Below are 18,833 nucleotides of genomic sequence, written 5' to 3'. Positions count from 1 at the left end.
GCCCAGACAGGAATGGATCAGAAGCCCAGATGATAGCGTACCAGCAGGGCATTCACGCCCGGGTTTTCGTCATTGGTACTGGCGTTGGATTTATGGGTAAGCGCGACAGACACGCTGTTGCCATTGTTCAGGTTATAGCCAAGACCCAAAAGGCTGCGAATCTGAAAATCGCCCCCAAGATCATTCAGGTCGTTGCTGGCATTATAGTAGCCGGGCATTACACTGCCTTCCACGAACCAGCGATCGCTCAGCGCATACTGCCCGATCAGGCCCGCGCCGATATGCGTGTCACCATCTTCATCTACAGTTAGGGCCGCACCCCAACCGGCGCGAAACCGCGTGGCCTGATGAAATGGTGCATGGTGGTATTCAATCGAGATCAGGCCCTGATCCTCGGACGTGTCTTCGGAATAATCTGCGTATCCAGCGCCAAAAACAATGGTCTGTGCCTGGGCTGACACGCAGGCTGTTGCCGCCATTACGGTTACAAAAAAAAAGTGTTTCATCGGGTTCCGCTAACAAAAAGTGATCGTGCGATATTAACTGGTTATCGTAGGCGCCGTTTTTCAATTTAGACAAGAACACATTTTCCAAACAATTTTGTGATGTGGCGAAATGGACTCGGCAAAGGTGCCGCCAGCAATCCCTTGCGCATCTAGGCGGACCTGCATAGAAGCTGCGATCGTATTATATGCAGGAGGCCGTGATGGGCTTTAAGATGGGAATCGTGGGTCTACCGAATGTCGGCAAGTCGACCCTGTTCAATGCGTTGACCAAAACCGCAGCTGCGCAGGCCGCGAACTTCCCGTTCTGCACCATTGAACCCAATGTCGGGGATGTTGCGGTTCCCGACGCCCGTCTCGACAGGCTGGCGGCGATTGCGTCCTCAAAACAGATTATCCCAACGCGTATGACTTTTGTGGATATCGCGGGTTTGGTGAAAGGCGCGTCAAAGGGCGAAGGGCTGGGCAACCAGTTTCTGGCGAATATTCGCGAAACGGATGCGATTGCCCATGTGCTGCGCTGTTTCGAAGATGGCGACGTGACACATGTCGATGGTCGCGTTGATCCGGTTGCGGACGCTGACACGATCGAGACCGAACTGATGCTGGCCGATCTGGAAAGCATCGAAAAGCGCCGCGCCAATCTGGTGCGCAAGCTGAAAGGCAATGACAAAGAGGCGCAGCAGCAGGACCGTTTGCTGGCCGAGGCGCAGGCGATGCTGGAAAGCGGCAAGCCCGCACGTCTGGTCGAAGTCAGCGACGAGGACGCCAAGGCTTGGAAGATGTTGCAACTGCTGACCACCAAACCGGTTCTCTACGTCTGCAACGTGTCCGAGGAAGACGCCGCACAAGGCAACGAATACTCTGCCCGCGTGGCCGATATGGCCGCCGCGCAGGGTAATGCCCATGTCATCATCAGTGCCAAGATCGAAGAAGAGATAAGCCTGCTGGATGAGGACGAAGCCCAGATGTTCCTTGAGGAGATGGGATTGGAAGAGCCCGGCCTCGACCGTCTGATCCGCGCTGGTTACGATCTACTGAAGCTGGAAACCTATTTCACCGTTGGCCCGAAAGAGGCCCGCGCCTGGACCATCCGCACTGGCACCGCCGCTCCGCAGGCCGCCGGTGTGATCCATGGCGATTTCGAAAAGGGTTTCATTCGCGCCGAGACCATCGCCTATGACGACTATGTCGCCGCAAATGGCGAGCAGGGCGCGAAAGAGGCGGGTAAGATGCGGGCAGAGGGTAAGGGCTATATCGTCAAGGACGGCGATGTGATGCACTTTTTGTTTAATACCTGATCAATTGGGCTGTTCCTGTCGGGTGAGCGGGGTATCCTGCCTTATCCGCAGCATTGGAGCTTTCCTTGATCGAAATCCGCGACCTGCAACTGCTCAGCGCTTTGGCGCGGCATCGGCATTTTGCCAAGGCGGCCGAGGAGTGCGGAATTTCACAGCCTGCGTTTTCTATGCGCATCCGCAATCTTGAGGATCGTTTGGGTGTCTCCATCGTCCGCCGCGCCAACCGGTTTCAGGGCCTGACCGAAGAGGGCGAGATGATCGTCCAGCGGGCGCGGCGTATTCTGGACGACACCAAGGCGCTGGAACAGCAGGTGCTTGCTGCAAAGGGCGAAATAACGGGCACACTGATCCTCGGCGTGATCCCGACGGCAATCGCTTTCACGGGACGGTTGGTCAAAAGGCTGCGTGACGCGCATCCCCGTATCGTCACACGCATTGAAACCATGTCAGCCACTGCAATTCAGCATCGGCTGGACGAAGGCAGCCTTGATGCCGGGGTGACTTATGGTGACAGTATCGGCACCGATTTCCGGCAGGTTCAGCCCCTTTACGAGGAAACCTATGTGTTGTTGGTGCCCACGCATCTGACGGACCAGAACGGCCCGATTCCGTGGGCGCAGGTCGCAGAATTTCCGCTCAGCCTTTTGGAACCGCAGATGCAGAACCGGCGTATTCTGGACCGGGTGTTTGCCGAACAGGGGCTGCACCCTGATATCGTGGCCGAAACCAGCGGTTTCACGGCTTCGATGGTCATGGTGCGGGAGGGGCTGGCGGCGACGGTTGTCCCTCGGGTTCTGGTGCGCGCGCTGGGCGATTTGAAGGGAACGAAAGTGTTGCCGCTGATCGAACCTGTTGTCAGCAAACCGATTTGTCTGGCGACCCTTAACCGGGACCCCGAATTGCCGACGGTCAAGGCTTTGCGGGATGTGGTGACCTCTTTGCGGTGATAAGGTGTCGTTATCGTGCGATTGCCAAAAGCGATTTGACGATATGTTTGCCTGATGAGAGACGGAACCTCAATCGGAGGGCATCATGGCACCATTAGATACCAAGCCATCAGGCACACCCAAGGGCGTCTGGAAGTCAGGTAAAGGCAAGGGGCGGCACACACCCAAGGGCCGTCAGTTCACGGATGAGGCGCAGGCTGAAATCACACGCCTGCTGGGCGATCGCCCGCGCCGCCGTGATCTGTTGATCGAATTCCTGCATTTGATTCAGGACGAACACGGCCATATCAGCGCCGACCATATCGCGGCATTGGCCGTCGAGATGCGGATCGGTCAGGCCGAGATCTACGAGACCGCGACTTTCTATGCCCATTTCGATGTGGTGAAAGAAGGCGAGACACCTCCTCCCGCTTTGACCATCCGGGTTTGTGATTCCCTCTCCTGCGAAATGGCCGGTGCCCAGCAGTTGCAGCAGGCACTGGAAGGCGGTTTGGACCCTGCCGAAGTTCGCGTTGTTCGCGCGCCCTGCATGGGGCGTTGCGATACCGCCCCGGTATTGGAGATTGGCCACAATCACATTGATCATGCGACCCCCGAAAAGGTGCAGTCGGCGATTGCAGCAGGGGACACCCATGCGCATCTGCCCGACTATGAGACCTTTGCGGCCTATGAGGCCAACGGCGGCTACGCCACGCTGAAAAATCTGCGCAACGGCGGAAACTGGGAAGAAGTACAGGAAACTGTCTTGGCCTCGGGCCTGCGTGGTCTGGGTGGCGCTGGCTTCCCGTCGGGAAAGAAATGGGGTTTTGTTCGCATGAACGAAGGCCCGCGCTATTTGGCTGTCAACGGCGACGAGGGTGAACCCGGCACGTTCAAAGACCGCTATTACCTGGAGCGCACGCCGCATGTCTTCCTTGAAGGCATGCTGATCGCTGCATGGGCGGTCGAGGCCGAAACCTGCTTCATTTACATGCGCGACGAATACCCAGCAGTGCTGGGTATTCTGCGTCGTGAGATTGCGGCTCTGGAACAGGCGGGTATTGTCGAAGAAGGCTATATCGACCTGCGCCGGGGTGCTGGCGCTTATATCTGCGGTGAAGAATCCGCGATGATCGAATCGATCGAAGGCAAGAAGGGCCTGCCACGCCACCGTCCTCCGTTCGTGGCGCAGGTTGGGGTCTTCAACCGTCCGACCTTGGTGCACAATGTCGAGACGCTGTATTGGGTCTCAAAAATTTGCCGCGAAGGGCCGCAGATTCTGAACTCTGTTGAAAAGAACGGCCGCAAGGGCCTGCGCAGCTATTCGGTCTCGGGGCGTGTGGCGAAGCCAGGCGTTTACCTGCTGCCCGCAGGTTCGACCATTCTTGATGTGATTGATGCCGCCGGCGGCATGGCTGATGGCCATGTGTTCAAGGCGTATCAACCGGGCGGGCCGTCGTCTGGTCTTCTCCCCTCAAGCATTGACGGCGTCCCGCTCGACTTCGACACGCTTCAGCCGCTTGGCACCTTCATCGGGTCTGCCGCCGTTGTGGTTCTGTCCGATCAGGACACCGCCCGCGATGCCGCGCTGAACATGCTGCGGTTCTTCGAGGATGAAAGCTGTGGTCAGTGCACACCCTGCCGGGCAGGTTGCGAAAAGGCGGTCAAGCTGATGCAGGCCGACAAGTGGGACACCGATCTGTTGGAGGATCTGTGTCAGGTAATGGGCGATGCATCGATCTGCGGTCTGGGGCAGGCGGCCCCGAATCCGATCCGCTTGGTCATGAAACATTTCGCTGACGAAATCTGAGGGAGACAGAGCCATGCTTGACGCAAGCCCAACCAAGACCGTCACCTTCAACCTGAACGGCGATGACGTCACTGTGCCCGAGGGCACCACGATCTGGGAAGCAGCCAATGGCCGGGGCCTGGTGATCCCGCACCTGTGCCACAAGCCTGCGCCGGGATACCGCCCCGATGGCAACTGCCGCGCCTGCATGGTCGAGGTGGAGGGCGAGCGCACGCTGGTCGCCTCATGCATCCGCCCGGCGGCTGACGGGATGGTGGTCAAGACCGATACCGACCGTGCCGAAAAATCGCGCGCTATGGTGATGGAATTGCTCGTGGCTGACCAGCCCGAGCAGCCGCATGACGTATCCAGCCATTTCTGGGATATGGCCAAGCTGAACGATGTCAGCGACAGCCGATTTCCTGCGAAAGAGGCCGAGAAAATCCCGCTGCTGGATGACAGCCATGTGGCGATGCGGGTCAATCTGGATGCCTGCATCAACTGCAATCTTTGTGTTCGGGCCTGCCGCGAAGTGCAGGTGAATGACGTGATCGGCATGGCTGGTCGCGGTCATACCGCGCAGGTGGTGTTCGACCAGAACGACCCGATGGGCGCGTCAACTTGCGTGGCCTGTGGTGAATGTGTTCAGGCCTGCCCGACCGGTGCGCTGATGCCGGCCACCGTGCTGGACGACCAGCAGCAGGGGGACAGCAAGGACTACGACAGCGAAACCGAAAGCGTTTGCCCCTTCTGCGGCGTGGGCTGCAAGGTGTCACTGAAGGTCAAGGACGGCAAGGTGAAATATGTCGAGGGCATCAATGGCCCCGCAAACGAAGGTCGTTTGTGTGTCAAAGGTCGCTTTGGCTTTGACTACATCCACCACCCGCACCGCCTGACCAAACCTTTGATCCGGCGCGAGGATGCGCCCGCCAAGGGGCTGAACGTTGATCCGGGCAACCTGTCGAGCCATTTCCGCGAGGCGACCTGGGAAGAGGCGATGGACTTGGCCGCGACCAAGCTGATGGCCCTGCGTGCCGAAGACCCACGTTCGGTTGCGGGCTTCGGTTCGGCCAAGTGCACCAACGAAGAGGCGTACCTGTTCCAGAAGTTCATCCGTCAGGGCTTCAAGCACAACAACGTCGATCACTGCACCCGTCTGTGCCACGCTTCATCCGTTGCGGCGCTGATCGAGAATGTAGGTTCGGGCGCGGTGACTGCGACCTTCAACGAGATTGTGAACGCCGATGTGGCGATCATCATCGGCTCGAACCCGATCGAGAACCACCCTGTCGCGGCGACCTATTTCAAGCAGTTCGCCAAGCGCGGAGGCAAGCTGATCGTGATGGACCCCCGCGGCGTTGGTATGCGCAAGTTTGCCGACGAAATGCTTCAGTTCCGTCCGGGGGCGGATGTCTCGATGCTGAACGCGATCATGAACGTTATCGTCCAGGAAGAGCTGTATGACAGCCAGTACATCCATCGCTGGACCGAGAACTGGGAGGCCGAGAAAGAGCACCTGCGCGCCTTCACGCCCGAGGCGATGGCCCCGATCTGTGGTATTGAACCGGATCAGCTGCGCCGGGTCGCCCGCACCTTTGCGCAGGCCAAAGCGGGCCTGATCTTCTGGGGCATGGGCGTCAGCCAGCACATCCACGGCACCGACAACTCGCGCTGCCTGATCTCGCTGGCCCTTATGACCGGCAATGTCGGCAAACCGGGCGCGGGTCTGCACCCGCTGCGGGGGCAAAACAACGTGCAGGGTGCATCAGACGCCGGGCTGATCCCGATGTTCCTACCAGACTATCAGTCGGTGACAGACGACCGCGTTCGCGCCAGATTCAATGATGTATGGCATTCGGATGACTTCTCGAACGAGAAAGGTCTGACCGTTACTGAGATCATCGATCAGGCATATGCGGGCAACATCAAGGGCATGTATATTCAGGGTGAAAACCCTGCCATGTCCGACCCGGATGTGAACCACGCCCGCGCGGCGCTGGCCAAACTGGATCTGATGATCGTACAGGACATCTTTCTGACCGAGACGGCGAACTACGCTGACATCATCCTGCCTGCCTCGGCGCTCTATGAAAAGAACGGCACTGTGTCGAACACCAACCGCCAGGTACAGCGTGTACGGCCTGCCGTTACCCCCCCGGGTGAAGCGCGCGAAGATTGGAAGATCACAGTCGAGCTGGCACAGCGCATCGGGTTGAACTGGGACTACACCGATGTGTCGCAGGTCTTTGCCGAGATGAAACTGACCATGGCGTCGCTTGACAACATCACGTGGGAGCGTCTGGAGACCGAGACGATTACCTACCCGTCGCTCAGCGAAACCGATCCGGGTCAGGCCATCGTGTTCGGGGATGGTTTCCCCCGCTCGGGGGGCAAGGCGAAGTTCACCCCCGCCAGCGTCATTCCGCCGGATGAGGCTCCGGACGACGAATACCCGATGATCGCCACCACTGGCCGTCAGCTGGAACATTGGCACACTGGCTCGATGACCCGCCGGTCCAATGTTCTGGACGCGGTTGAGCCCGAGGCGAATTGTTCGATGAATCCACGTACGCTCAAGCTGATGGGAATCGAACCAGGCGACATGATCCGCCTGACCACACGCCGTGGTTCGATTGAGATCATGGTCCGCGCGGACCGGGCGATTGCCGAGGATATGGTGTTCATCCCGTTTGCCTATGTTGAGGCGGCGGCGAACATCCTGACCAATTCGGCCATCGACCCTTATGGCAAAATCCCCGAGTTCAAATTCTCGGCCATTCGCGTCGAAAAGATCGAAAGCGCAGTTGCGGCTGAGTAAGATCAACACATATCAAGCAAAGAAGGCGGCCAGACAGGTCGCCTTTTTCTTTTCTTGACAGACGCTTGTGCTCGACCAACCTTGTTTGGGAATATGGTGGAGGAATTTTTTATGGCACGTCGTTTCGTCGATCTGTCCGTTCCGTTGGAAACCGGGATCGTGTCTGACCCGCCAATCATGTTGCCGCAAATCGAATATCTGACCCATGACCAGACGGCAGAACAGGTCATGTCATTCTTTCCGGGCCTGGAACGGCAAGACTTGCCGAACGGTGAAGGATGGGCAATCGAACGGTTGCAGATCGCGACCCACAACGGCACGCATCTGGATGCGCCGTATCACCATCATTCCACGATGAACAAAGGTGAACGGGCGATAACCATCGACGAAGTGCCGTTGGAATGGTGCATGAACTCTGGCGTCAAGCTGGACTTTCGACACTTCGAGGATGGGTATGTCGTTACCGCGGCAGATGTCGAAGCCGAATTGAAGCGCATCGGCCACAAGCTTTGCCCCTTGGATATTGTTGTGGTCAACACTGCTGCAGGGACACGTTATGGCGCGCCGGATTATCTGGTCAGAGGATGTGGAATGGGGCGCGAGGCGACGCTTTTTCTGACTGAACGTGGCGTGCGTGTTACCGGCACCGACGCCTGGAGCTGGGATGCACCGTTTCCGCTCACCGCTCAGGAATACGCTGAGACCCGAGATCCATCTATAATCTGGGAAGGCCACCGTGCGTCGATGGATATCGGCTATTGCCACTTGGAAAAACTGACCAATCTGGAAGATTTGCCGCCCACAGGGTTCGAGATTTCCTGTTTCCCTTTCAAGATAAAAGGGGCCTCTGCCGGATTTGTCCGGGCCGTTGCAATATTTGACGAACAAGACGCACAGTAAAGGGGGCCAGATGCAGCCGACTATGACACCTCTTGGCGGGCATGATGGCCCATATGCCGCGCCGGTGGAAATTCGCGGCTTTGAAGTACGGCCCGAATGGATCGACTATAACGGCCATATGAATGTTGGGTTTTACGGTGTCGCCTTTGACATGGCTTTGGAAAAGCTGATGGTTGACCATCTCGGTTTGGGCGAGGTGCAGGTCAAGGCGTTGGGGCAGGGACCTTACATCCTGCAGTCTCATCTGCATTTCGTGCAGGAAGTCAAAGACGGTTCATCGTTTTATTTCAGGTTCCGAATGTTGGATGCTGACAGCAAGAGAGGACATTATTTCGCGCAGATGCTTTTGTCAGAAACTGACGAGATTTGCGCGACGCAAGAGGCGCTTTTCATGAATGTCAGCCACTGCACCGGGCGCTCCGAGCCCTATCCGGATTGGGCAGCGGCACGTCTTGCGCAAATGGTGGATGATCACAAATCTCTGGAACCGGCTTCGCAGATCGGCCAGCCGATAGGAATTCGCCGAAATTAGTTTCCGGGGTCGGACGCGATTCTAGTAGTCCTTTGAAAAGAACACTCCGATGCCTGTTTCTCCACGACCGTCAACCGTGCCCTTGACCGAGAAATTGTCGGTGACATCAAGGTTCAGGTTCACCTCGGTATTGCCTTCGGTATTGACGGTGAAGTCGGTGTAGAGGTTTTCACCCAGATAGGCCCCAGCACCTAGTCGGCCCGCACCACCTTCTGACGCACCGACATCAATCGTATCAACACCGGTAGAATCACGTAGTCCCTTGGTCGCGTCCCCGCCAGCACCGCTGAGTTGCGCCAGCGATGCGGCCATCTGTGCAATCAGGAACGGCGAGATTTCCGAGAACCTGTTCCCAAAGAGCAGCATCGCCAGTGCCTCTTCAGCCGGGCGCTCGGGATCGGAAAACACGTTGACCTCAGGTGAATCCAGCGGCCCTGCGATTTCGATGGTCGCGGTTCCGTCCGAGGTGCTGGCGGAGGATTCAAACTCGATGTAGGGCGTCAAGTCACCCTGCAGGGTCACGATACCTTTGGTGAGGGCCAGCCTGCGGCCCAGAATATCGAAATTACCACGGATCAATTCAACCTGACCTGATGGGACAACTGAGGTCGTGGTGCCACCAATTGAAATCCGGCCACCCAGCTCGGCATTTACACCGCGCCCCCGTACGAACACGGCTTTGGGCGCCAGCAAGTTGATGTCCAGCGCTATTCTGGATGTGCGTTGGCCCTTGTCTTCGGTAGCCACCAGACCTGCGCGCTCGCGCGTGATGAAACTGGCACCGCTTTCGTTGACATGCTGTATCTCGGGGATTGGTGCAGCACCTACAGCCCCCGAAGCCGCAGCGAGGTTGATATTGGTCTCACCAAAGGTGATCTGCCCGGCCAGCGAACTGTTCCCGGCTAAGGCGCCGGTCATGGCAATCTGGCCATTCAAAGTCGTCTCATACAAAAGCCGATCGGTCAGGACGAGGTTGTCGATTGTTGTCGTGATCTGCGCGTTGAACGGGGGTGTTAGATCGACAGGTCCATTGACGGTAAAGCCACCACCGGCCCGCACACCGCCGTTCAGTTTGATGGTTGCACGGCTTTGCGCCAGATCCACCTGTCCGTTGATCCCGGTGATGGTCTGACCCGCGCCGGGAAGTGCTAGGGATGTTCCCGAGGTGGTAATCGATCCGCTTAGGGACGCCAGATCAGCCGGGCCTTTGAGGGCCAGATCAAAACGCGCGGATCCTTCAATTTTTCTGGGTGTAATAAAGGCATTCGCAATCCCCAAGTTTACGCCACCCTGCGCAGAAATATCAGCATTGCTGCTGGTTTCATCAAATGTCCCTGCAACCGTGCTGACGATGTCCGCGGGACCTTGTGCCTTGGCGTCGATGGTCCAAACGCCACTGTCCCGCTTTGCATTCCCCGCAGCGGTAAGGGTGCCGGGAAACTCTGGCACAAACCTTTCGATGCGGTTGAACTTGGCATCAAAGTCCAGATCGGCGGATCCATTTGTGTCCACCGTACCGGCCACTTTGGCATAAGAACTCTCTGGCCCAAGCAAGTGAGCGGTTCCTTCGAGCCCGGACTGTGTCGGAGCGACGTTGCCGTCCAGTTTCAGAGGCCCGGAGAGTGTTTTTGACAGCCGCCCCAGATCATCCAGTGCTGCGGAAAAGGTCACTCCGCCCGCATCGCGATCCAGTTTGCCGGATGCATCCGCAGAAAGGGCGGTGCCGATCAGTTGGAATGTGCGAATGTTCAGACCGGCCTCGTCATTCACCGCATCCACGGTCAGGTTCGTTCGCCCCGGGATCAGGGTGTCAACCGCGTTGATGCCGGACTTGATGTCATCAGCAGCCAAGTTGCCTTTGACGTCAAATACCCTGCTGCCAACCGTACCTTTGCCAGCGACGTCCGCTATGACCGAGCCTGCAAGATCTCGCCCGGCAAGGGCTGAAAAAGGTGACAGGTCCGGGACGTTCAGACTAACCTTTCCGTTCACGGCCAGTGCATCCGTCGGATCGTCAATTGTTGCAGTGGCGCTTGCCACAAGGGCTGGACCTTTGATCACCGCGTCGCGGATTTCAATCTGCTTCTGGCTCAGCGCGCCATCGAATGTGATCTCGGTCCGACCGACCAACAGCGGGTCAATCTCGGGCAGGCCCGTTTTGATATCCCGGCTCATCACGCTGGCGGTGCCATCAAATTCGAGCGTCTGAACAGCGCCTTTGCCGTCCAGTTTCGCCTGTACCGCACCGCCAAGCTCACGTTTGGCGAGGCCCGAGAACACGGAAAGATCACGCGCGTTGACTGTTGCTTGCCCGTCAATCGTCACGTTGCCATCAGGGGTGGTAACCCTGCCGTCAGCCTGCGCGCGCAGAGTGTCGCCGATCAGAGTAAAATCACGGATTGTTACGCCATCAGCTCCGCGTTTGGCGTCCAGCGCGATTGTTGTGTTGCCCCGGATCACCGGGTCAATGTCGTCGCGCCCTGTGGAAAGATCGCGCCCCTCGACCTCAAGCTTGCCATCGAAGCTGCCTTCAAGCGGTGAACCCTGGCCCGTCAGCCGGGCAGAGGCCTGACCGCCCAACTCCATTTGCGCCAGGCCCGAGAACCGTGCCAGATCGGTCGCCTGCAATGTCGCGGCACCATTGACGGCCAAACCACTGGACAAGCCGCTGATCTCGGCGTCAACGCCCAGTTCGTAGTCCGAGCCGACCATCTCGACCCCGGACAGGTTCAACGTCTGATCCCTGCCATACTGGAACGTACCGTCCAGCGTAATGCGGTCGCCAACGGCGGTGTTCAGGGCATCGTCAGCCAGGTCGATACCATCCAAAGCTGCCTGCAAATCACCGTCGATCCGCAAAACGTCACCCTGTTCCAAGGTCCCTTGCGCCGTAATCTGCGCGCGTTGCAGGTTCAGGGTGTCGGATTTTATGGCGTTTGCGGTCAGGCTCAGATCCCAGAGATTGCCGTTTTTCTCATCAAACAACGCAGAGACCTGAGCAGCCTCTATCGATGTGTCGCCACCTGATAACGGAAGGACGACGCTTTGCCCCTCTGGCGGCGTAATGCGTCCTTGCAGGGCCGCCAGTTGCAGCCGACCGCCCGGCGCCAGTTGCAGCGCCCCTTTCAGGTTCAGTGCCTGAGAACTGAGTTCCAGATCACTGATATCCAACGCTCCTTCAGGCAGGGTACGCCCATCCACGATCAACTGCGTTTTGGGGCCGAAAAACGTATCCATATTCTCAGCGACAAAGGGCGTCAGGTCACCGCCCAGATCTGCGGTAAAGGCGATGCCCTCCTCCGCGCTAGCCGCGGCTGTTGGGGCAGAACGCAAACGAACCTGCCCGGTCACTCGTGGCTGCCCATCACTGCTCAGGCCGATATCGGCCGTAAAATCTGTCACCGGCCCGGACCCTTTTGCGGTCAATCCGATCGGAGAGCTGTCCGGCATTTTCAAGGCGGTCGAGATCAGACCCTCTGCAGCTTCGACGACCTGAAGGTCAAGATCGATCTGGCTGTCGGAGTTCCGAAAACCCGCAGCCAAGGAGATTTCATCACCGGTCCGATCCAGTCGAGTGATGTCCAGTTTGGTGTCCAACGTGCCGTCGGCCAGCGACAGGTTGCCATTGACGGCCAGTTCCGCCGCGACACCGATCAAAGGTTTGCCCAATGCCAGTTCGCCAATACGGATTTCGCCGATTTCGATGGCCACGGGCAGTTCAGGCAGTTGAAAAGCCTGAGTCTCGGCAGAAGGGGACGGTGTGTCCTTGGTCGTGGTGCCCGGTGCGCGGGCGACGTCGATTTCCTGCGCGGTCAGCGCGTTGACCGAGAACCGCCCGCGGATCAGCGCCAACCGGTTCCAATCCAGTTCCGCTTCCCGGATGGTCAGCCAGACCCCTTCATCATCAGCCACCGTGATCTCGGCAATGGTGGCGCGTGAACTCAGCGCGCCTTGCAGGCCTTTGACGGTAACATTCTGATCGTCGCCCGACAGCGTGTCCTGTAGGAACCGCTCGATCATGCTGCCGCCTTCGTCCTCCTGCGCGGGGCCGGCTACTGGCACAAGCATTAGCGTGCCAATCAGCAGTGGGTATGAAAGGTGCCGTCTCAAAACGCTTGCCCGATCCCGATATAGAACTGCAGACCGTCGCCGCTGGAGCCGCTTACCGGGAAGGCCAGGTCAAACCGCAGGGGTCCGAAACCGCCCAGATCATATCTTACGCCGATACCAGCCCCTGCATGATCTTCCGCGCCACTTCCTATAAAGGAAGAGGTATCGACGACACCGTAGTCGTAAAACCCGACCAGCGACAGGGAATCTGTCACCTTGCCCCGGATTTCACCTGAAAGTCCAAGAAAGGACTTGCCGCCTGCGACACCGGTCCCGACAGGGATGCCAAGGCTTTCATAGGGTTGCCCGCGCACGGTTCCCGCGCCACCGGAAAAGAACAGAAAATCAGGTGTAACGCCACTCGCAGGCGGGCCAATGACCGATCCAAGCTGCGCCCGCCCGGCCAGCACTATCCTTCCTCCCGTGCCAAGGCTGGTATAAGCCCGACCGTCGAAGAACATGCGAAGTCCCGTATCGGTGCCAGAAAAACCGACAAACGGCATTATCTGAGAATCCAGATAGAAACCGCGTGTGGCACTAACTTTACTGTCGCGCTCATCCCATTCCGAGCGGAAGGGCAGGATAAAGTACCTGAACTTGCGGCCGTTTCCGTAGGCGTCGTCAGCATCTGACCACTGTAACCCAGCCGAGGCTTCAGCATAGAGCGTGTCCGAGAATGTACGGCGCGCACCATACGCCACAGACGCAACCGAGACATTGTAGTTTTCGGTATTGCGGCGCTCCAGCAACGCGTTCCAGAATGTATTGTCGTCCGGACCCAGACGATCGGGCTGATCCAGACGCAATCCGATCCGCCCATCAAGATCTTCGGAACCACCGATATTTCGTATCGCGGCCTCAAAACGCAGGCGTTCCGCGCGTTTGAACATGTTGCGATGCATCCAGGTCGCGGTCACATCGATACCGTCGCGCGAGGCCAGCTCGAGCCCAAAGGTCAGTTGGCGCTTTGGCAGGTCTTCAAATGTGGCGTCGAAATCCAGTGTCCCGTCGGGGTTTGCTGTCTCATGTTCCTGCAATGAGACGACGTTGAATGTGCCGGTTCGGCGCAAACGCGTTCCAACCTTCTGGATTTTTTCTGGTGAGTAAACTTCTCCACTTGGGAAACCGGCGATTTTTTCGATGGACCGGTGGCGCACATCCGTGTCGCCCCTGATAAACATTCTGCCAAACGTCAACCTGCGCCCCGGGTCCAAATCAATCTGCGCATCCAGACGGGCCTGCGCGTGGCGGGCGATAATGGTCTGATCCTCAATTTTTGCCTTTGCATGGCCCGCATTCCGCCATCCCTGCACACCGTCCGAGCCTGCATTTTGAATGGCTCCGGTCGTTGCCAGTTTGCCGGGGGCGAAACCTTCGGGCAGCACGGTACCAGACGCCAAGGGCTGAACAATGGCCGTGCCGAATTTGAAGCTTGGCCCGGTTTCAACAGTAATTGCGGCCCTATTGATCTGTGTTGGCACAGTCAAAGAGCTCAACTCAGCGGCTTCCTGCCCGTCAAGCTTGATGCTGACAACCGGGCTGAAATACCCTTCATCATACAAGATCTGTACAAGCGTGCGGTAATCCGACAAGGCGGCAGACAGGATCTCAAGTGGCGTGTCCAAGCCCCGCTCTTTCGCTGTTGTAACCGATGATGTCTTTTTCAGGCGTTCAACCAGTTCCTTCGAAGCGCCCGGCGCCGTCAGAGAGGTTTCCAGCGCCATCAGAGCGTTCGGGGTCAGTGCCATGACAATGGCACTCAGCCAGAACTTCAAACGGCCTTGCGGCGTGCGCCCTTGCATGAATTGCCCCAACTGTCCCAGTTCCAAATCTCAGCTACCGTGTCACGGACGGTCTTATAGTGTCAGGTTAGAACATCTGAATGCTATTGGGAAAAGAGATAAACGCGGGATCGGGTAATTTTGGTCAAATTGTCCCGGTCTGTGCCGACACAATCGTATTGCGCATCTAGATTGGCAGACTGGAATTGCCGCGTTGCAGGCGATAGCCAACCGTATGCAACAAATGTCCGGGCCGGCCTTTGGTCTTGGCCCAGTGCAATTCACTAGGCAAACGGGCGGTTCTTCGGTATTCCCAGTATATTGTCAACGGGTATCAAAAAAACCGAAAAAATGTCCTATCTCGACAACATCCGAACCTTTGTCAGGGTTTACGATCTGGGCAGCATGTCTGCGGCCGGGCGGGATCTTAGGATTTCGCCAGCGGTGACATCGGCGCGAATATCGCAGCTTGAGGACCATCTGGGTGTACGTCTGTTCCAGCGCACCACACGCAACCTGTCCCCGACAGAGCAAGGAAAGGCATTCTATCCCGGTGCGGTGGCGGTTCTGGATGCGGTGGACGAGGCCGAGGCTCAGGTCACACATCTGACCGAGGCACCGCGCGGGTCGTTGTTCGTGGCGTCTCCACTGGGGGTGGGGCGGCGACTGCTGGCTCCACATGTGCCCGAGTTTCTTGCGGAATACCCCGAGATTGATGTCCGCTTGCGCCTGACGGATCGCTCGGTTGATCTGACGACGGAAGGTCTGGATCTGGCGTTTTTCATTGGCCAGCCCGAGGACAGCACGTTGCGTATTCGCAAGATTGCCGACTGCCAGCGTGTACTGTGCACTGCGCCGGACTATGTGGCGCGGCGCGGTATGCCTAAGACCGGGGCTGACCTGATTGCCGACAAGCATGAATGCCTGAATCTGCGCTTTCCGGGTGCGACCGAGTTTCAGTGGATGCTGGTCACACCCGATGGTCCGAAACGATTTGCCGTGTCCGGGCGGTTCGAATGTGATGATGGGGATGTTCTGACGGATTGGGCGTTGTCCGGTCAAGGCATTGCAATGAAGCCGGTTTTCGAGGTGGCCGAGCATCTGAAATCCGGCCGCCTCGTGCCGGTTGCAACGGAAACTCCGCCTGTTTCAGTTCAGATGGCCTGCCTATACACGCATCGGCGCCACCAGGATCCAAAGGCACGCCTGTTCATGGATTTCATGATTGAACGGATCAGTAAGGTGGTTCGCGTTACAGAATACCCTGTCGCGGGGCCTAAACCATAGTTGCCGACCCGACGCTGTGTACGAAGGTTAGTCCGGTCACGACGCGGCCATCAGACGGGCCACGTCCAGCATGCGAGCCGAAAAGCCCCATTCATTGTCGTACCAGCCGAAAACGCGCACCTGATTTTCTCCGACCATGCGGGTTTCCGGCCCGGCAATGACCAGCGAATCCGGGCGCGCCCGCAAATCGGAAGAGACCAGCGGCATATCCGTCCAACCCAAAACCGGTGACGCGACAACAGCCTGACGCAAAGCATGATCGAAATCCTCGGCCCGCATACCGCGTTCCAGCGTGACCACGAGGTCGACCGCCGAAACGCTGGCTGTCGGGACGCGAACTGCGGCACCCGAGATGCGCCCGGCCAGATGTGGAAGGACCACGTCGATCAGGTGTGTGGCGCTGGACGTTGTCGGAACCATGGACAGCGCACCGGCCCGCGACCGGGCAAGGTCGCCGCGCGGGGCGTCAACCATGGGTTGGCTGTTGGTATAGCAATGGATGGTTGTCATATGGCCCGACAAAATACCGCCAATGTGGTCCAGCACTTTGACCAGCGGTGCCAGCCCATTCGTTGTGCAGGAGGCGTTCGATACGATCCGGGCGCTGCCCAACTGATCCTCGTTCGCCCCCAGAACGACGGTTAAGTCGGCCGCAGGCGAAGGACCCGAGATCAGGACCTTGCTGGCGCCCGCAGACAATCCGCGACGCGCCACGTCGGATGCGCGCGCGACCCCGGTACAATCCAGCATCACGTCTACGCCGGATAAATCAACGCGTGTCAGATCGGCACTGTGCGTCATAGGAACAGTGCGTCCGTCTACGATCAGCGCGGCATCGCCCTGTGACACATCGCCGGGATAGGGGCCGAAGGTGCTGTCGTATTTGAACAGGTAAGCACAGGTCTCCAGCGGCGCGATGTCATTGATCACCACCAGCTCGATATCCGACCCTTCAGGCAGGGCCAGAACCTGCCGCAGGATCGTGCGGCCAATGCGGCCGAATCCATTAATCGCGAGTTTCATGCGCAAGCTATGGCAGGGCGTCGGGGCGACCTCAATGCCTGATCAACAACAGCTTACTTGCAACTGACCTGAGAAAAGAACTGACCCGAAATATTCTGGTACATGCTGTTGAAGATCACCTTGCAGCCCGTCGCTTGTTGAATGGCAGCAATTGCTTGCGTTGTCCGAAGGCGTGGGGGCGGACCGAACGGGTTCAGGTTGTTGTTGTCGCGTGTGGCGCGATAAACGACCGGTTCGTCTGCGACCTGTGTCACAGCCCAGTTGCGGCTCATGACGAAGACGGATTTGGTCTCTTCCCCTGCAATGGCGGGTGCGGTGTGCAGGATTGCAGAGGTAGCGAGTGCGGCAACGGCTATCAGGGCAAGTCGCAGTTTCATGGACCAATCTCCAATGCTCAAGACAAGAAATTACTTGGATTTCAGCAAATTCCGACCCTTGTGTGAAGCCCTGGGGCAAATAATCACTGCGATTTTTTTCCCAACCCGCCGCTTAGCGGTGCGACAGGGACAGGGACATATGCCGGTTGACGTCTTTATAAAGCAGATACCTGAACCGGCCCGGCCCCCCTGCGTAACAGGCTTGCGGGCAAAAAGCGCGTAGCCACATGTAGTCTCCGGCCTCAACTTCGACCCAGTCCTGATTGAGGCGATAGACCGCTTTCCCTTCCAGAACATAAAGACCGTGTTCCATCACATGGGTTTCGGCGAAGGGAATGACCCCGCCCGGTTCGAAATTGACGATGTTCACATGCATGTCATGGCGCAGGTCCTGTGGGTCAGCGAACCGCGTGGTGGACCATCGGCCGTCGGTGCCCGGCATTTCTACAGGCGTCACATCACGTTCGTTGGTGATGATCGGGTCTGGCGCGGGCAACCCGGGAACGGCCTCATAGGCTTTGCGGACCCAGTGGAACCGGGCTGCCGTCTGGCCAGTGTTCCGCAATGTCCAGTCGCTGCTGGCGGGGATATAGGCATATCCGCCTGTCTCCAACACATGGTTTTCCGAATTCAGTGTCAAAGTGACTGTTCCTTCGACGACAAAAAGCACCGCCTGAGCTTGCGCGTCTGTCTCTGGCTGATCGCTGCCGCCGCCGGGCTGCACTTCCATGATGTATTGCGAGAACGTTTCGGCAAATCCGCTGAGCGGGCGTGAAAGAACCCACAGGCGTGTTCCTTCCCAGAACGGCAGATAGCTGGTGACGATGTCGCGCATCGTACCTTTGGGAATGACCGCATACGCGTCAGTGAACATGGCGCGGTCGGTCAGCAACTGGTTCTGGCCGGGATGGCCGCCGGTCGGGGCGAAATAGGTCGGATGGGTCATTTGTGTGCCTCGGGATCGTTTGAATGGCACTATGGGCACAAAGGCGCGGCGCTATTAGGTCCTGACGCGCGATAGGTTTGTTCGGGATATTTTGAAGGTCGGTACCCCGGGGGCTTGGCCCTGCTGAAACAGAGGTATATCCTTGGTCACAAATGATTTCAGTTCTGTGAGGCCGCTATGAAAGCCCAGTTTTTACCCGTCATTGCCGCGTGCGGCACCCTATTGATGACCGGTTCCGCCGACGCCAAGTCACTCTCCCGAATCATAGCTGAGATGGGGCTGTCCCCGGCAGACTTTGAAGTGGTCAGCGCAACCTCGAATGCGCTTTTGAACAATGGCACGCCCTCTGTAGGGCAGGAACGGTCCTGGCAAAACGACGAAACCGGCTCGAAAGGAACGGTCCGGGTGCAAAACGTTCAGGGCAACTGCGTCGGCCTTCAGCATGTCATCCAGCCTGAAGGCAGCGATCAAAGCCGCGAGATCAGGACTCGCCGGTGCAATGACGGTAACGGAAACTGGATCCTGACGCCCTGATCTCTG

The 18,833-nt window shown here is 58.1% G+C and carries 14 protein-coding genes; 8 read left to right on the top strand and 6 right to left on the bottom strand.

Annotation, left to right across the window (positions count from 1 at the left end; all coding sequences use genetic code 11):
• Positions 1–17: 17 nt before the first annotated feature.
• Positions 18–506, bottom strand: coding sequence for an acyloxyacyl hydrolase (locus I9182_RS10690; RefSeq protein ID WP_245222587.1), 489 nt, complete (start codon positions 504–506; stop codon positions 18–20).
• A 200-nt stretch (positions 507–706) separates the two neighbouring features.
• Between I9182_RS10690 and ychF the strand changes: the two genes are divergently transcribed.
• From ychF to I9182_RS10660, 6 genes are all read left to right on the top strand, one after another.
• Complete coding sequence (gene ychF / locus I9182_RS10685; protein WP_209505432.1) at positions 707–1,804, top strand: redox-regulated ATPase YchF; 1,098 nt, start codon at positions 707–709, stop codon at positions 1,802–1,804.
• Between the two features lie 65 nt (positions 1,805–1,869).
• Positions 1,870–2,751, top strand: coding sequence for a LysR family transcriptional regulator (locus tag I9182_RS10680; RefSeq protein ID WP_209505434.1), 882 nt, complete (start codon positions 1,870–1,872; stop codon positions 2,749–2,751).
• Positions 2,752–2,836: 85 nt separating this feature from the next.
• A complete protein-coding gene (locus I9182_RS10675) occupies positions 2,837–4,540 on the top strand; it encodes an NAD(P)H-dependent oxidoreductase subunit E (RefSeq protein ID WP_209505437.1) in 1,704 nt (567 codons plus the stop codon).
• A 13-nt stretch (positions 4,541–4,553) separates the two neighbouring features.
• Positions 4,554–7,337 (top strand): formate dehydrogenase subunit alpha, encoded by a 2,784-nt coding sequence (gene fdhF / locus I9182_RS10670; protein ID WP_209505439.1) that lies wholly within the window; start codon positions 4,554–4,556, stop codon positions 7,335–7,337.
• A 111-nt stretch (positions 7,338–7,448) separates the two neighbouring features.
• A complete protein-coding gene (locus tag I9182_RS10665) occupies positions 7,449–8,237 on the top strand; it encodes a cyclase family protein (RefSeq protein ID WP_209505441.1) in 789 nt (262 codons plus the stop codon).
• A gap of 10 nt (positions 8,238–8,247) precedes the next feature.
• Positions 8,248–8,769, top strand: a complete 522-nt coding sequence (locus I9182_RS10660; protein WP_209505443.1) for a thioesterase family protein — start codon at positions 8,248–8,250, stop codon at positions 8,767–8,769.
• 21 nt (positions 8,770–8,790) lie between these two features.
• On the opposite strand, the gene I9182_RS10655 is transcribed toward I9182_RS10660, so the two are convergent.
• Both I9182_RS10655 and I9182_RS10650 read right to left on the bottom strand, forming a co-directional pair.
• Positions 8,791–12,837 (bottom strand): translocation/assembly module TamB domain-containing protein, encoded by a 4,047-nt coding sequence (locus tag I9182_RS10655; protein ID WP_209598215.1) that lies wholly within the window; start codon positions 12,835–12,837, stop codon positions 8,791–8,793.
• A 38-nt stretch (positions 12,838–12,875) separates the two neighbouring features.
• Positions 12,876–14,681 carry a BamA/TamA family outer membrane protein gene (locus I9182_RS10650; protein ID WP_209598214.1) on the bottom strand — a complete coding sequence of 602 codons (1,806 nt, stop codon included), beginning with the start codon at positions 14,679–14,681 and terminating at the stop codon, positions 12,876–12,878.
• A 330-nt stretch (positions 14,682–15,011) separates the two neighbouring features.
• On the opposite strand from I9182_RS10650, the gene I9182_RS10645 reads away from it, so the two are divergent.
• Entirely contained in the window at positions 15,012–15,947 is a 936-nt protein-coding gene (locus I9182_RS10645) for a LysR family transcriptional regulator (protein WP_209598213.1), read from the top strand.
• Between the two features lie 36 nt (positions 15,948–15,983).
• Here the strand turns inward: I9182_RS10645 and I9182_RS10640 are convergent, their stop codons facing one another.
• From I9182_RS10640 to I9182_RS10630, 3 genes are all read right to left on the bottom strand, one after another.
• Complete coding sequence (locus tag I9182_RS10640; RefSeq protein ID WP_209598212.1) at positions 15,984–16,970, bottom strand: glyceraldehyde 3-phosphate dehydrogenase NAD-binding domain-containing protein; 987 nt, start codon at positions 16,968–16,970, stop codon at positions 15,984–15,986.
• Between the two features lie 53 nt (positions 16,971–17,023).
• Positions 17,024–17,347 carry a hypothetical protein gene (locus tag I9182_RS10635; protein ID WP_209505453.1) on the bottom strand — a complete coding sequence of 108 codons (324 nt, stop codon included), beginning with the start codon at positions 17,345–17,347 and terminating at the stop codon, positions 17,024–17,026.
• 112 nt (positions 17,348–17,459) lie between these two features.
• Positions 17,460–18,293: a bifunctional allantoicase/(S)-ureidoglycine aminohydrolase gene (locus I9182_RS10630; protein WP_209505455.1), complete on the bottom strand. Its 834-nt coding sequence runs from the start codon at positions 18,291–18,293 to the stop codon at positions 17,460–17,462.
• Positions 18,294–18,470: 177 nt separating this feature from the next.
• Here I9182_RS10630 and I9182_RS10625 point away from each other — a divergent pair, with 177 nt between their 5' ends.
• Positions 18,471–18,827: a hypothetical protein gene (locus I9182_RS10625; protein ID WP_209505457.1), complete on the top strand. Its 357-nt coding sequence runs from the start codon at positions 18,471–18,473 to the stop codon at positions 18,825–18,827.
• Positions 18,828–18,833: the final 6 nt, after the last annotated feature.

It is taken from the genome of Ruegeria sp. HKCCSP351, from assembly GCF_017872535.1.
GTDB lineage: Bacteria > Pseudomonadota > Alphaproteobacteria > Rhodobacterales > Rhodobacteraceae > Ruegeria.
Note: the sequence above shows the minus strand (reverse complement) of the source record. Positions and strands in the feature narration are given on the sequence as shown.